At 68.4% G+C, this 12,109-nt stretch carries 14 protein-coding genes and 2 tRNA genes; 11 read left to right on the forward strand and 5 right to left on the reverse strand.

From position 1 onward, the window contains the following. From gyrA to AB0K73_RS03535, 6 genes are all read left to right on the forward strand, one after another. Window positions 1-2,607 (forward strand): DNA gyrase subunit A, encoded by a 2,607-nt coding sequence (gene gyrA / locus AB0K73_RS03510; protein ID WP_360511265.1) that lies wholly within the window; start codon window positions 1-3, stop codon window positions 2,605-2,607. 6 nt (window positions 2,608-2,613) lie between these two features. Then, entirely contained in the window at window positions 2,614-3,018 is a 405-nt protein-coding gene (locus tag AB0K73_RS03515) for a DUF3566 domain-containing protein (protein WP_360510580.1), read from the forward strand. 76 nt (window positions 3,019-3,094) lie between these two features. Then, window positions 3,095-3,168 (forward strand) — tRNA-Ile (locus tag AB0K73_RS03520). A 43-nt stretch (window positions 3,169-3,211) separates the two neighbouring features. Then, window positions 3,212-3,284, forward strand: a tRNA-Ala gene (locus AB0K73_RS03525). 268 nt (window positions 3,285-3,552) lie between these two features. After that, window positions 3,553-4,659: an alcohol dehydrogenase catalytic domain-containing protein gene (locus AB0K73_RS03530; RefSeq protein WP_360510579.1), complete on the forward strand. Its 1,107-nt coding sequence runs from the start codon at window positions 3,553-3,555 to the stop codon at window positions 4,657-4,659. Between the two features lie 71 nt (window positions 4,660-4,730). Next, a complete protein-coding gene (locus tag AB0K73_RS03535; protein ID WP_360510578.1) occupies window positions 4,731-5,177 on the forward strand; it encodes an NUDIX hydrolase in 447 nt (148 codons plus the stop codon). A 171-nt stretch (window positions 5,178-5,348) separates the two neighbouring features. Here the strand turns inward: AB0K73_RS03535 and AB0K73_RS03540 are convergent, their stop codons facing one another. Together AB0K73_RS03540 and AB0K73_RS03545 are read right to left on the reverse strand one after the other, a co-directional pair. After that, entirely contained in the window at window positions 5,349-5,600 is a 252-nt protein-coding gene (locus AB0K73_RS03540) for a hypothetical protein (RefSeq protein ID WP_360510577.1), read from the reverse strand. Between the two features lie 571 nt (window positions 5,601-6,171). Further along, window positions 6,172-6,681: a DNA helicase gene (locus AB0K73_RS03545; RefSeq protein WP_360510576.1), complete on the reverse strand. Its 510-nt coding sequence runs from the start codon at window positions 6,679-6,681 to the stop codon at window positions 6,172-6,174. A 119-nt stretch (window positions 6,682-6,800) separates the two neighbouring features. On the opposite strand from AB0K73_RS03545, the gene AB0K73_RS03550 reads away from it, so the two are divergent. After that, window positions 6,801-7,340 (forward strand): peptidylprolyl isomerase, encoded by a 540-nt coding sequence (locus AB0K73_RS03550; protein ID WP_360510575.1) that lies wholly within the window; start codon window positions 6,801-6,803, stop codon window positions 7,338-7,340. A 72-nt stretch (window positions 7,341-7,412) separates the two neighbouring features. Here AB0K73_RS03550 and AB0K73_RS03555 read toward each other — a convergent pair whose 3' ends face one another. Beyond that, a complete protein-coding gene (locus AB0K73_RS03555) occupies window positions 7,413-7,601 on the reverse strand; it encodes a hypothetical protein (RefSeq protein WP_360510574.1) in 189 nt (62 codons plus the stop codon). Between AB0K73_RS03555 and AB0K73_RS03560 the strand changes: the two genes are divergently transcribed. After that, window positions 7,585-8,211 (forward strand): rhomboid family intramembrane serine protease, encoded by a 627-nt coding sequence (locus AB0K73_RS03560; protein ID WP_360510573.1) that lies wholly within the window; start codon window positions 7,585-7,587, stop codon window positions 8,209-8,211. The two genes, AB0K73_RS03555 and AB0K73_RS03560, sit on opposite strands and share 17 nt — an antisense overlap. A gap of 226 nt (window positions 8,212-8,437) precedes the next feature. Here AB0K73_RS03560 and AB0K73_RS03565 read toward each other — a convergent pair whose 3' ends face one another. Further along, window positions 8,438-8,677 carry a cell division protein CrgA gene (locus AB0K73_RS03565; protein ID WP_188743132.1) on the reverse strand — a complete coding sequence of 80 codons (240 nt, stop codon included), beginning with the start codon at window positions 8,675-8,677 and terminating at the stop codon, window positions 8,438-8,440. Between the two features lie 72 nt (window positions 8,678-8,749). Here AB0K73_RS03565 and AB0K73_RS03570 point away from each other — a divergent pair, with 72 nt between their 5' ends. From AB0K73_RS03570 to AB0K73_RS03580, 3 genes are read left to right on the forward strand one after another with little or no spacing between them, the layout of a single operon-like run. After that, the gene (locus tag AB0K73_RS03570) at window positions 8,750-9,556 is read left to right on the forward strand and encodes a class E sortase (protein WP_360510572.1); all 807 of its coding nucleotides are present in this window, start codon (window positions 8,750-8,752) and stop codon (window positions 9,554-9,556) included. Window position 9,557: 1 nt separating this feature from the next. Then, window positions 9,558-9,713 carry a hypothetical protein gene (locus AB0K73_RS03575; protein WP_360510571.1) on the forward strand — a complete coding sequence of 52 codons (156 nt, stop codon included), beginning with the start codon at window positions 9,558-9,560 and terminating at the stop codon, window positions 9,711-9,713. After that, a complete protein-coding gene (locus tag AB0K73_RS03580; RefSeq protein WP_360510570.1) occupies window positions 9,714-10,352 on the forward strand; it encodes a gamma-glutamyl-gamma-aminobutyrate hydrolase family protein in 639 nt (212 codons plus the stop codon). It abuts the gene before it with no gap. 29 nt (window positions 10,353-10,381) lie between these two features. Here the strand turns inward: AB0K73_RS03580 and pknB are convergent, their stop codons facing one another. Continuing rightward, window positions 10,382-12,076 carry a Stk1 family PASTA domain-containing Ser/Thr kinase gene (pknB, locus tag AB0K73_RS03585; RefSeq protein ID WP_360510569.1) on the reverse strand — a complete coding sequence of 565 codons (1,695 nt, stop codon included), beginning with the start codon at window positions 12,074-12,076 and terminating at the stop codon, window positions 10,382-10,384. Window positions 12,077-12,109: the final 33 nt, after the last annotated feature.

Consider the following 12,109-nt stretch of genomic DNA (forward strand, 5'->3'; position numbering starts at 1 on the left):
GTGATCAACCCCGGAGCCGACGACAGCGGCGAGGGCTACGGCATCCACGGCCGCATCGACCAGGTCGACCTGCAGCTCGAGATGCAGCGCTCGTACCTCGACTACGCGATGAGCGTCATCGTCGGCCGAGCGCTTCCCGACGTGCGCGACGGCCTCAAGCCGGTGCACCGCCGCGTCATCTACGCCATGTACGACGGCGGCTACCGTCCCGACAAGGCGTTCTCGAAGTGCGCCCGCGTGGTCGGCGACGTGATGGGCCAGTACCACCCGCATGGCGACACCGCGATCTACGACGCGCTCGTGCGCCTGGTGCAGCCGTGGAGCCTCCGCTACCCGCTGGCCCTCGGCCAGGGCAACTTCGGCTCGCCCGGCAACGACGGCGCCGCGGCCCCTCGGTACACCGAGACCAAGATGGCGCCACTCGCCCTCGAGATGGTGCGCGACATCGACAAGGAGACCGTCGACTTCCAGGACAACTACGACGGCCACACCCAGGAGCCGTCGATCCTGCCGTCGCGGTTCCCGAACCTGCTCGTCAATGGCTCCGTCGGCATCGCCGTGGGCATGGCGACGAACATCCCGCCGCACAACCTCCGTGAAGTGGCATCCGGTGCGCAGTGGTACCTCGAGCACCCCGAGGCCTCGCGCGAGGAGCTCCAGGAGGCGCTGATCCAGCGCATCAAGGGCCCCGACTTCCCGACCGGCGCCCAGATCCTCGGCGTGAAGGGCATCAACGACGCGTACCGCACCGGACGCGGTTCCATCACGATGCGCGCCGTGGTCTCGGTCGAGGAGCTGCAGGGTCGCACCTGCCTTGTAGTCACCGAGCTGCCGTATCAGGTGAACCCCGACAACCTCGCGATCAAGATCGCCGACCTCGTGAAGGACGGCAAGATCGGCGGCATCGCCGACATCCGCGACGAGACCTCGGGTCGCACCGGCCAGCGCCTCGTGATCGTGCTCAAGCGTGACGCGGTCGCCAAGGTCGTGCTGAACAACCTGTACAAGCACACGCAGTTGCAGGAGAACTTCGGCGCCAACATGCTCGCCATCGTCGACGGCGTGCCGCGCACGCTCTCGATCGACGGCTTCATCGCGCACTGGGTCGACCACCAGGTCGAGGTGATCGTTCGGCGTACCGAGTTCCTCCTCCGCGAGGCCGAGGCGCGCATGCACATCCTGCGCGGCTACCTGAAGGCACTCGACGCACTCGACGACGTCATCGCCCTCATCCGTCGCTCGCCGACCGTCGAAGAGGCGCGCGACGGCCTCATCGACCTCCTCGACATCGATGAGCTGCAGGCGCGCGCGATCCTCGAGCTGCAGCTTCGCCGTCTTGCCGCGCTCGAGCGCCAGAAGATCATCGACGAGGCCGACAGGCTGGCCGCCGAGATCGCCGAATACCGCGAGATCATCGCCTCGCCGACCCGGCAGCGCTCGATCATCTCCGATGAGCTCGCCGAGATCGTCGCGAAGTACGGCGACGAGCGCCGCACGCACATCATGCCCGGCTACGACGGCGACATGTCGGTCGAGGACCTCATTCCCGAAGAGGAGATGGTCGTCACCGTCACGCGCGGCGGCTACGTGAAGCGCACCCGCAGCAACAACTACCGCTCGCAGCACCGCGGCGGCAAGGGCGTGCGCGGAGCCCAGTTGCGCGCCGACGACGTCGTCGAGCACTTCTTCGTGACGACGACGCACCACTGGCTGCTCTTCTTCACGAACATGGGCCGCGTCTACCGCGCCAAGGCATACGAGATCCAGGAGGGCGGCCGCGACGCCAAGGGGCAGCACGTCGCCAACCTCCTCGAGATGCAGCCCGACGAGCAGATCGCCGAGATCCTCGACATCCGGGATTACGAGGTCGCGCAGTACCTGGTGCTCGCGACCCGTCACGGCCTCATCAAGAAGACCGAGCTCACGGCGTACGACACGAACCGATCACGCGGGGTCATCGCGATCAACCTCCGCGACGGCGACGAGCTCGTCTCCGCGATGCTGGCCGATGACGACGACGAGATCCTCCTCGTCTCCCGCAAGGGCATGTCGCTCCGGTTCGAGGCGACGGATGACGCGCTGCGCCCGATGGGGCGTTCGACGTCGGGTGTGAAGGGCATGAGCTTCCGCGGCGGAGACAGCCTGCTCGAGGCATCCGTCGTCGCCCGCTCGGATGCCCCCGGCGAGGCCGGCGAACTCGCCGACGCAGCCGACGAGAACAACGGCCAGAAGCTCAGCGCGGCCGACACGTACGTGTTCGTCGTGACCGAGGGGGGCTACGCCAAGCGCACCCGCGTCGAGGAGTACCGCAAGCAGCAGCGCGGCGGACTCGGCATCAAGGTGGCCAAGCTGAGCGAGGATCGCGGCGACCTCGCGGGCTCGCTCATCGTCTCGAGCGGCGACGAGGTGCTTGTGGTTCTTGCCAGCGGCAAGGTGGTACGCTCTGACGTCGCCGAGGTTCCGGCCAAGGGCAGGGACACGATGGGCGTCGTGTTCGCGAAGTTCGCGGACGACGACCGGATCATCGCCATCGCGAAGAATTCCGAACGGAATCTCGTGGAGGAGGCCGCAGATAACGAAGCGGCCGAGCCCGCGGGAGAGGAGTAACCGTCTATGAGTAGCGTCGCCGAGAAACTGGCCCGCAAGACCAACCGCCGACCTCCGGCGAAGCAGGTGCGCCTGCGCCTGGTCTACATCGACTTCTGGTCGGCGGTGAAGCTGTCGTTCCTCGTCGCGGTCGCCCTGGCGGTGATCAGCATCGTCGTCACGTTCCTCGTGCACACGGTGCTGAGCTCGACCGGCATCTTCGAGCAGGTCAACTCGCTCGTGCAAGACGTCGCGGGCTCGAGCGGCGACCTCACGTCGGTGCTCTCGCTCGGCAACGTGATGGGCTTCGCGGTCGTCGCGGCGCTCCTCAACCTGGTCGTGACGACCGCGCTCGGCGCGATCGTGGCGGTGCTCTACAACCTCAGCGTGAAGATCACGGGCGGCCTGCTCGTCGGCTTCACGAACAACTGACAAGCGCCTCGCGACGGCGTTCGGCCCGATTCGGAGATTGCCCCACGGTCGGGTAGTCTGTCCTTCGGCCGAATTCGGGGATATAGCTCAGGCGGTTAGAGCGCTTCGCTGATAACGAAGAGGTCCGAGGTTCAAGTCCTCGTATCCCCACTCCGAAAATTCCACACCGACGGATGCCGCGGCCTCCGTCTGCGGGGCCTTAGCTCAGTTGGTAGAGCGCCTGCTTTGCAAGCAGGATGTCAGGAGTTCGATTCTCCTAGGCTCCACTCCGATGAGTCGCGACATATGTGACGCGATCACAACACCCCCGGCAGTGGCCGGGAGTTCTACGTGGCGGCCAGTACCCGCGGGCGCCGTCAACCGGCCCGCCGAGAAGCGGTCGCTGGGGCTCTCCGTCGTCTTCCGTGCCGCAGAACGCGGGCTGGTCTGATACCTGGAACGCCGGGATCATTCACTGAGGCAATGGAGGAGCAGAGGTCGTAGGTGGGCCCGAGCCGACCTCTCGGCTCAACGCCGATCAAAGGAGACGACGACATGACGCACATGGTGCGCGCTGCCGTGCAGACCGGACCGCGAACGATCGAGATGCGCGAATTCCGTCGGCCCGAGATCGGACCGGATGCCGCGTTGCTGCGCGTGGAGGCGAACGGCATCTGCGGCAGCGACGTCGAGATCTACCGCGGACACCTCGGCGGAGAGCGCGACCCGTTCATCCCCGGGCACGAGCCGCTCGGCATCATCGAGGAGTTGGGAGAGCGGGCGGCAGAGCGATGGGGCGTGCAGGTCGGCGACCGTGTCGCCGTCGAGGTCATCGTCCCGTGCCGTGCGTGCGTGGACTGCCTCACCGGGCGGTACCAGGCCTGCCGGTTCCGCACCTATGGGCACGGAGTGACCGGCATCGACGTGGCACCGTCGCTGTGGGGTGGCTTCGCCGAGTACATGTACCTGTCGCCCACGACGGTGCTGCACAAGATCGACAAGACCCTGCCGGTCGAGATCGCGGCGATGTACAACCCGATCGGGGCGGGCGTGCGCTGGGCGGTCGACCTCGGCGGCGTCGGCCTGGGCGACACGCTCGTCGTGCTCGGTGCCGGGCAGCGCGGCATCGGCGCGGTGATCGCCGCCAAGGCTGCAGGCGCGAAGACCGTGATCATCACCGGCCTCGAGCGCGACCGCCACAAGTTGGCGGTGGCGCGCGAACTCGGCGCTGACCACACCGTCGTCGTCGACGGGGATGAGGCGCGCGACGTCGTCGAGGCGGTCACCGAGATCACCGACGGGAGGATGGCCGACGTGGCCCTCGAGGTCACGCCGATGGCGGCGCAGCCGATCACGGACGCATTCAAGTCGGTGCGTCACGGCGGTGTCGTCGTGCTGGCCGGGCTCAAGGGGCGCCGGGAGATCCCGCTCGTGACCGACCTGCTGATCAACCGCGGGCTCACGGTGAAGGGCGCGTTCGGCGTCGACGCCGCCGCGAACGAGAAGGCGATCGCCCTGATCGAGGCCGGGCGCTTCCCGTTGGAGAAGCTGCACACGCACACGTTCGGCCTCGACGAGGTCGGGCTCGCGATCGACACCCTCGCCGGCGACGCCGGCGACGGGTCGGCGATCCACGTCTCCGTCCATCCCGAGCACGCCTGAGGTCGAACCCCACGCGAGCCCGGTCGGCGCCGCGCGTCAGGCCGGAACGGGCTCCGGGGTACAGTGACGTGATGGACATCCGCATCGCCGCGTACGGGGTGATCATCCGGAACGGCGAGATCCTGTTGTCGCACTGGAACGAGCATGGCCGCATGGGGTGGACGCTTCCGGGCGGTGGGATAGACGGAGCGGAGCATCCGGTGCAGGCGGCGAAGCGGGAGATCCTCGAGGAGACCGGCTACGACGCGTCCATCGATCGTCTCCTCGGCATCGACACCTTGATCGTGCCGGCGGCACGGCGGCACCGGGGCGACTCGCCGCTCTACGCGATGCGCATCGTGTATCGCGCGACGGTCACGGGCGGCGAACTCCGCAACGAGATCGGCGGGTCGAGCGACGAGGCCCGTTGGTACCCACTCGCACAGGTGCCGGAGCTGCAGCGCGTGAGCCTGCTCGACATCGCGCTCCGGCTCAACGCCGAGGAGCCGGCCGACGGCGTGCCGCCCCCGACGCACTGAGGGGCATCGCACGGGACGAGACGGCGCACGGCGACAGCGACAACGCAGCGGCGCTCAGGCCGGTGCGCTCTCGCCATCGCCGTGCACGGCCGAAGCCCCCGCGGCAGTGATCTCCATCACGAGACGGAGTCGCGAGCCGCGGGGGCTCGGTGAGGTTGGTGCCCATGGTCGTCAGACCATCGGCGAGGCGAGCACGGCCAGCCTCTGGAACTGGTCGTCTCGCGCCCGGGTCCCGGCCTGCTCGGCCTGCCGACTGAGCTGCACCGCGCTGTGACTGCGGCGCTCGTCCTGACGGTTGCTCCAGGCGAGCAGGGCCAGGCCGGCGCGGCGTGCCATGCGTTGGCGCAGTTGGCGTGCCTGGGTGCTGAGTTCGACGGTCTGACCCTGGCGGGTCGCACCGGCGGTGAGGGGGTTCGCGTTCACGTTGATTCCTTCTGTGGGTGTTGCGGGGTGATGCCCGACGACGGTTGCCGACGGGCGGGCGATCCGTGATGGTGCGGTGGTGCCGGAAGCGTGCGCTCGGACGAATCAGCGCGAGCGTGCGCGGGGGAGGCTGCGAGGCGCGCAAAGGCGCCGCTGGGGCGAGGCCGGGTGCGTGGCGGTGGGTCCGGTGCCGGCGAGGCATCCGCGGGTCGACTCAGTCGAAGTGACGAGATCGGCGGATGTCGCGGCGGGAGCCGCTGGTGTCACGCCCCGAGCGGGCGGAGTGACGTCAGGCGCGAAGGCGCGAGAGGTCGAGGCCCGCTAGCAGGCGGCCGCGTACGCGAGGAGGACTCCCTGGTGCGGCTCAGTAAAGATTCGGCGCGTCATCATGGGTATCAACTCCTCTCGTGTCTCGGCCCCGACAGGGACGAGACAAGACATTAGCGGGAATCTCGCTGCCAACGCAAGGTGATTTCTCAGATTTCTTCGGATCGGCGGGATCGGGCGCACCTACGACGATGGCCCCGCCCAGTAGGGCGGAGCCATCGCGAGAACTGCGGGAGCGCCGGCGTCAGGCCGGAGGTGCGGCCGACGGTGCGGCGGTCGGCGTGGGCTCGTCGTCGGCGACCCAGAGCTCGTCGTCGGCCCGGAACGTCTGCCACACGGCATACGCGACGCCTGCCGCCACGACGACGGCCGTGCCGATCGCGAGGTAGGTGCCCACACCGGGACCCCGCTTCTGCTCCACGATCGCAGCCGCCCGCGGCGACACGCGCGCCAGCGCCCTGCGGACTCGTGCGTCATTCGCGATGTCGCCGATCGAGAGCACCGACCCGAGCGCGCCCCCAACCGTGCGTTCGATCGCACCCCGCGCCTGATCGACGCCGGGACGCAGGTAGCTGTCGTAGCTGTTGCGCACGCGCGGAACGAACTCCTCACGAGTGAGGTTGCCGAGTGCTCGGCTCGCCTCCCGCGCGACCGCGTTCGCCTCGGCGAGCACGTGCTGCTGATCCCCCCAGAGTTCCTCCGCACTACTGCGCAGCCGCTTGAGTTCCTTCCGGCGCTTGCGTGACAGACTCATCTCGACCTCCATCGTTGTGCAGCGAACCCCTCCATCTTGCCACCGAAACGGCTGGAAGCGGGGCGGGAGTCCCAAACCTGCATGCCGGTTGACGAATCCGTGCGTGACAGAATAAGGGCATGCCGATCCACACCGCAGTCGCGACCCTCAACACCAACCACGGACCGATCAAGGTCGACCTCTACGGGCACCACGCACCGAAGACCGTCAAGAACTTCGTCGGCCTCGCGACGGGTGAGATCGAGTGGACGCACCCCGGCACGGGTGAGAAGTCGACGAAGCCGCTCTACGACGGCGTGGTCTTCCACCGCATCATCCCCGGCTTCATGATCCAGGGCGGCGACCCGCTCGGTCAGGGCGTCGGCGGCCCGGGCTACCAGTTCGACGACGAGATCAACCCCGAGCTCGACTTCACCGAGCCCTACGTGCTCGCGATGGCGAACGCCGGCATCCAGGGTGGCCGCGGCACCAACGGCTCGCAGTTCTTCATCACCGTCGGTCCGACCACGTGGCTGCAGGGCAAGCACAGCATCTTCGGCAAGGTGACGGATGCCGCGAGCCAGGCGGTCGTCGACAAGATCGCCGCCGTGCCGACCGACGGCCGCGACCGCCCCCTCGAGGACGTCGTGATCGAGAGCGTCACCGTCGAGCAGGCCTGACACCCCGTTGAGCGACGCCGACGCCGACGCCGATCGCCCTGGCTCCTGCTACCGCCACCCCGATCGGCCGAGCTACATCCTCTGCCAGAGGTGCGGCCGCACGATCTGCCCCGAGTGCCAGACGCCGGCCCCGGTCGGAGTGATCTGCCCCGAGTGCATGCGCGAGCAGAGGGCGTCGGCGCCGCGCACGAAGCCCGCGATCGTCACCCGCATGCGCTCGGCGGCCGGACGCGGGGCGCCGGTGGTGACGTATGCGCTCATCGGCATCACGCTCGCCGTGTTCCTGCTGCAGTTGGTTCCCGGGCTCGCGCTCACCGACCGACTGCTCTACGCGGGCGTCTACTCGCTGCCGTTCAATTACGAGCCGTGGCGCATGTTGACGTCGGTGTTCGTGCACTCGACGCAGCTGCTCTTCCACGTGCTGCTGAACATGTACATCCTGTGGATCTTCGGCCAGCTGCTCGAGGGCCTACTCGGCCGGTGGCGCTTCCTCGCGCTCTATCTCATCGCCGGGTTCGCCGGATCGGTCGGCGTGCTCTGGCTCGGCGACCCGCGCACGGCCGTGGTCGGAGCATCCGGTGCCGTCTTCGGCCTCATGGGTGCGTTCCTCGTGATCCAACGGCGCCTCGGGGGGCAGAGCACGCAGCTGTTCATCCTGCTCGGCATCAACCTCGTGATCGGGTTCATCCCCGGCCTCAACATCGCCTGGCAGGCCCACCTCGGGGGCTTGGTGGCCGGAGCACTCATCGGGCTGATCTCCGTTGAGACCCGCAAGCGCTCGCAGCAGGCGCTGCAGGTGTGGCTCCTTGTCGCCCTCGTTGCCGTGCTCGTCGTGCTGAGCCTGCGCTACTTCGTCTTCCCGATCGTCTGAGCCGCTGCCGCTGCGCTCTTCGTTCTGCGCGCCTGCCGCTGCGCTCGCTCCCGCTCCTCGGCGGAAACGGAGTTATCCACAACTCCGTCCACAGTTGGGGAGAGTTACACGCCTGTAATTGACGCCAACTCGGGGGACAGCGGGGGGCAGCCGTGTGTATGACCTGTGGAGAACATGACGGTGGGCGGATGCCGCAGCACCCGCCCAGCGTTCGGAATACGTCGGGTCAGCGCCAGCGTGTCGTCATGAGGAAGCCGACGAACGCGATGCCGAAGCCGATGAGGATGTTCCACGAGCCGAGGTCGGCGACGGGCAGCCGACCCTGGCTCACGTAGAAGACGATGATCCAGGCCAGGCCGACGAGCATGAACCCGAACATCACCGGCTTGAACCAGACGGGGTTCGGGGCGTCTTCGCCGCTCACCTGTTCTGCGCGCGCGGGCTTCGTGGATTTCGTACGTGCCATGCGGGCGATTCTAGCCGAGTGGGCCGGGGACTCCCAGCCGGCTTCGGATCGGGCGGGAATAGAATCGCTGCTATGGCCGACGAGCAGCTCGAGCAGCCTCGCGCGCGCCGCGGGGGCGGACGCCGGCGCCTCAGCGTCGTCGGCGTGCTCGGTGAGCTGCTGGTCACGGCGGGCGTGCTCATCCTGCTGTTCCTCGGCTGGCAGCTGTGGTGGAACGACGCGATCCTGGCTGGACAGCAGTCGAGCGCGGCATCCGACCTCAGCGCGGAGTGGCTCGAAGAGGCACGCGCCGACCGCACCGACGGCGGCGTCGCCGACGGCACCGACGAGCAGGCGCCCGTCGTCCAGGACTACGGCGACCCCGTCGTGGCCGCCGCATTCCCCGACGGTGATCCGTTCGCCATCATGTACGTGCCGCGCTTCGGGGATGATTCCCAACGGCGCATCGCCGAGGGCATCGGGCTCGGCGTGCTCAACAGCAACGCGCTCGGGGTGGGGCATTACCCCGAGACGCAGATGCCCGGCGAGGTGGGCAACTTCGCGATCGCGTCGCATCGCAGCGCCTACGGCGGCGGCATGCACGAGATCGAGCAGCTGCGACTCGGTGACGCCATCTACATCCAGACGCGCGATGGCTGGTACACGTACCGGTTCCGCGACCTCGAGTACGTGACGCCCGAGACCGTCGACGTGCTCGCGCCGGTGCCGCACCATCCCGACCTGCAGCCCACCGATCGCCTCATCACGCTCACGAGCTGCAACCCGCTGTACTCGACGGCCGAACGCATCATCGCGTACGGCGTGCTCGAATCGTGGCAACCGAGCACCGCCGGCCCGCCGGCCGAGATCGCCGACGTCGTCGCAACCTGGGAGTCCTGACATGTACGCTGCACTCTGGCGGGTGCTCCCCGGGCCCGTATGGCTGCGGATCCTCCTGCTCCTGCTGCTCGCCGCGGCCGTGGTGTTCGCCCTGTTCACGTGGGTGTTCCCCTGGGTGGACGGCATCGTCAATCCGATCGAAGTCACGGTGGAGTGAATGACCAGAGTCCTCGTCATCGACAATTACGACAGCTTCGTCTACACGCTGAACGGATACCTGCAGGAGCTCGGCGCCGAAACCGAGGTCGTGCGCAACGACGCGATCGCGCCCGACGACGTGCCGGCGCGCATCGCCGAGTACGACGCCGTACTCATCTCACCCGGTCCAGGCAAGCCGTCGGATGCCGGTGTGTCGATCCCGGTGGTCGAGGCCGCGCTTGCGACGGGCCAGCCGGTGCTCGGGGTCTGCCTCGGACACCAGGCGATCGCGGAGGCGTTCGGCGCGGTGGTGACGAATGCCGATGAGCTCATGCACGGCAAGACGTCGCGCATCACGCACGATGACAGCGACTTCTACGGGGGCGTGCCCCAGCCGTTCACGGCCACCCGCTACCACTCGCTCGCCGTCGTCGACGACACCGTGCCACCCGAGCTCATCGTGACGAGCCGCACGCAGGGCGGGGTCATCATGGGCCTCCGGCACGAGTCGGCCCCCATCTTCGGCGTGCAGTTCCACCCCGAGTCGGTGCTCACCGAGGGCGGCTACCGGATGCTCGGCAACTGGCTCGCCGTGGCCGGGCTCCCCGAGGCGCGGGAGCGCGCCCTGCACCTCAACCCGCTGGTGCGCCCGAGCTGACGGAGCGTCGGCCGGGGGCAGCCGACGCGTCAGCCGGCGCAGTAGGTGAGTTCGATCGTGGACCGCTGCGGTACATCGCCGGGCGGCAGCGACTGCTGCGTCACGGGTGAGCCCGACTGCGACTTGCACGAGGGGTCGGGCTTCGGAACCGGGTTCAACTGCAGGTTCTCGGCCGAGAGGTAGGAACTCGCCGCAGACAGCGTCTGCCCGGTGAGGTCGGTGAGCGTCACCATCCCACTCGAGATCCGGAAGTCGACGGTCGAGCCGGCCTCGACGGAGCTTCCGCCCTCTGGCGTCGTTCCGAGCACGGTGTCCGCGGGCACCGAGGGGGAGTTCTCCCGGGTCTCGGTTCCAGGCGCCAGCCCGACCGCCTGCAGGTCGGCTTTCGCCTGCTCGAGCGGTTTGTTGCGCACGTCGGGTACCGTCACCGCCTGTCGCCCGGATGAGACCCAGATGGTCACGGCCGTGCCCGAGTCGACGATCTCCGTCGCGGGTGGGTCGGTGCGGATCACCTGGCCGGCCGGCACGGTGTCGCTCGATTCATCGATGCGGCTCGCGGGCAGGCCCAGCTCCTGGAGCTGCTGCACGGCCTCCTCGTAGGTCGCGCCCGTCAGTGCGGGGATCTCGCGCGCGTTCGAGGGCAGGTCGTCGGTGGGCTGCAGGTTGAAGGCCCAGTACATGACCGCGACGACGATGACGATGACGCCGATGATGCCCGACCAGATCCAGACTGCGGGCGGCCGACGCTGGGTGCGCGTCACCGTTTCGTCTTCGGTGAGCTGTCGGAGCGCGAGTTCCGAGGTCGAGAGCGCCCCCGTCGGAGCCCCGAAGAGGAGGGTCGCCTCGTCGGGCTGATGATGCGCCGGCACCCGACCGGTGGCTGCGACATCGACGTCGGCGCGGAACTCGGCAGCCGTCTGGTAGCGCTCGTCGCGGTTCTTCGTGAGGGCGTGCATCACGACCGCGTCGAGGGCCGGGGAGACCTTCGGGTTGATGACGCTCGGCTTGACGGGCCGCTCGCTCACGTGCTGGTAGGCGACGGCCACTGGGGTGTCGCCGCGGAACGGCGGCCGGCCGGTGAGCATCTCGAAGAGCACCACGCCGGTCGAGTAGAGGTCGGTGCGCGCGTCGACGATCTCACCCTTCGCCTGTTCGGGCGAGAAATACGACGCGGTTCCGAGGATCGCCGTGGTCTGCGCGACGGTGGTCGCCGAGTCGGACACTGCGCGGGCGATGCCGAAGTCCATGACCTTCACCTGGCCGGTGGTGGTGATCATGATGTTGCCGGGCTTGATGTCGCGATGCACGACACCCGCACGATGGGAGTACTCGAGCGCCGTGAGCACCCCGTCGATGACGCGGACGGCGGCGATCGGCTCGATCGGACCCTCGTGGATGATGTCCTTGAGGAGCCGGCCCTCGACGTACTCCATGACGATGAAGGGCAACTGCACCTCGTGACCCGACGAGTCGACCACGGTCTCCTCGCCGGCGTCGAAGACGCGGACGATCGTCGGGTGCGCCATGCGAGCGGCTGACTGCGCCTCCTGGCGGAAGCGCATCCGGAACGCGGGGTCGGTCGCGAGCTGCGGCTTCAGGAGCTTGATCGCCACCTGGCGGCCGAGGCGGCTGTCGGTGCCCACGTGGACGTCGGACATGCCGCCACGACCGATGAGCGCACCCACTCGGTATCGCCCCGCGAGCACGCGTCCCTCATCGCTCACCGTTCACCTCCGTCCTCGTGTCGCCGTGCCTGC

The organism is Agromyces sp. NPDC052230, from assembly GCF_040679595.1.
Classification (GTDB): Bacteria; Actinomycetota; Actinomycetes; order Actinomycetales; family Microbacteriaceae; genus Agromyces.

Excerpts from the sequence above, each read along its gene's own strand:
- AB0K73_RS03515 (WP_360510580.1), top strand. The coding sequence starts at position 2,614 with ATGAGTAGCGTCGCCGAGAAACTGGCCCGCAAGACCAACCGCCGACCT.
- AB0K73_RS03530 (WP_360510579.1), top strand. The coding sequence starts at position 3,553 with ATGACGCACATGGTGCGCGCTGCCGTGCAGACCGGACCGCGAACGATC.
- AB0K73_RS03535 (WP_360510578.1), top strand. The coding sequence starts at position 4,731 with ATGGACATCCGCATCGCCGCGTACGGGGTGATCATCCGGAACGGCGAG.
- AB0K73_RS03545 (WP_360510576.1), bottom strand. The coding sequence starts at position 6,681 with ATGAGTCTGTCACGCAAGCGCCGGAAGGAACTCAAGCGGCTGCGCAGT.
- AB0K73_RS03550 (WP_360510575.1), top strand. The coding sequence starts at position 6,801 with ATGCCGATCCACACCGCAGTCGCGACCCTCAACACCAACCACGGACCG.
- AB0K73_RS03555 (WP_360510574.1), bottom strand. The coding sequence starts at position 7,601 with ATGAGCGCATACGTCACCACCGGCGCCCCGCGTCCGGCCGCCGAGCGC.
- AB0K73_RS03565 (WP_188743132.1), bottom strand. The coding sequence starts at position 8,677 with ATGGCACGTACGAAATCCACGAAGCCCGCGCGCGCAGAACAGGTGAGC.
- AB0K73_RS03570 (WP_360510572.1), top strand. The coding sequence starts at position 8,750 with ATGGCCGACGAGCAGCTCGAGCAGCCTCGCGCGCGCCGCGGGGGCGGA.
- AB0K73_RS03575 (WP_360510571.1), top strand. The coding sequence starts at position 9,558 with ATGTACGCTGCACTCTGGCGGGTGCTCCCCGGGCCCGTATGGCTGCGG.
- AB0K73_RS03580 (WP_360510570.1), top strand. The coding sequence starts at position 9,714 with ATGACCAGAGTCCTCGTCATCGACAATTACGACAGCTTCGTCTACACG.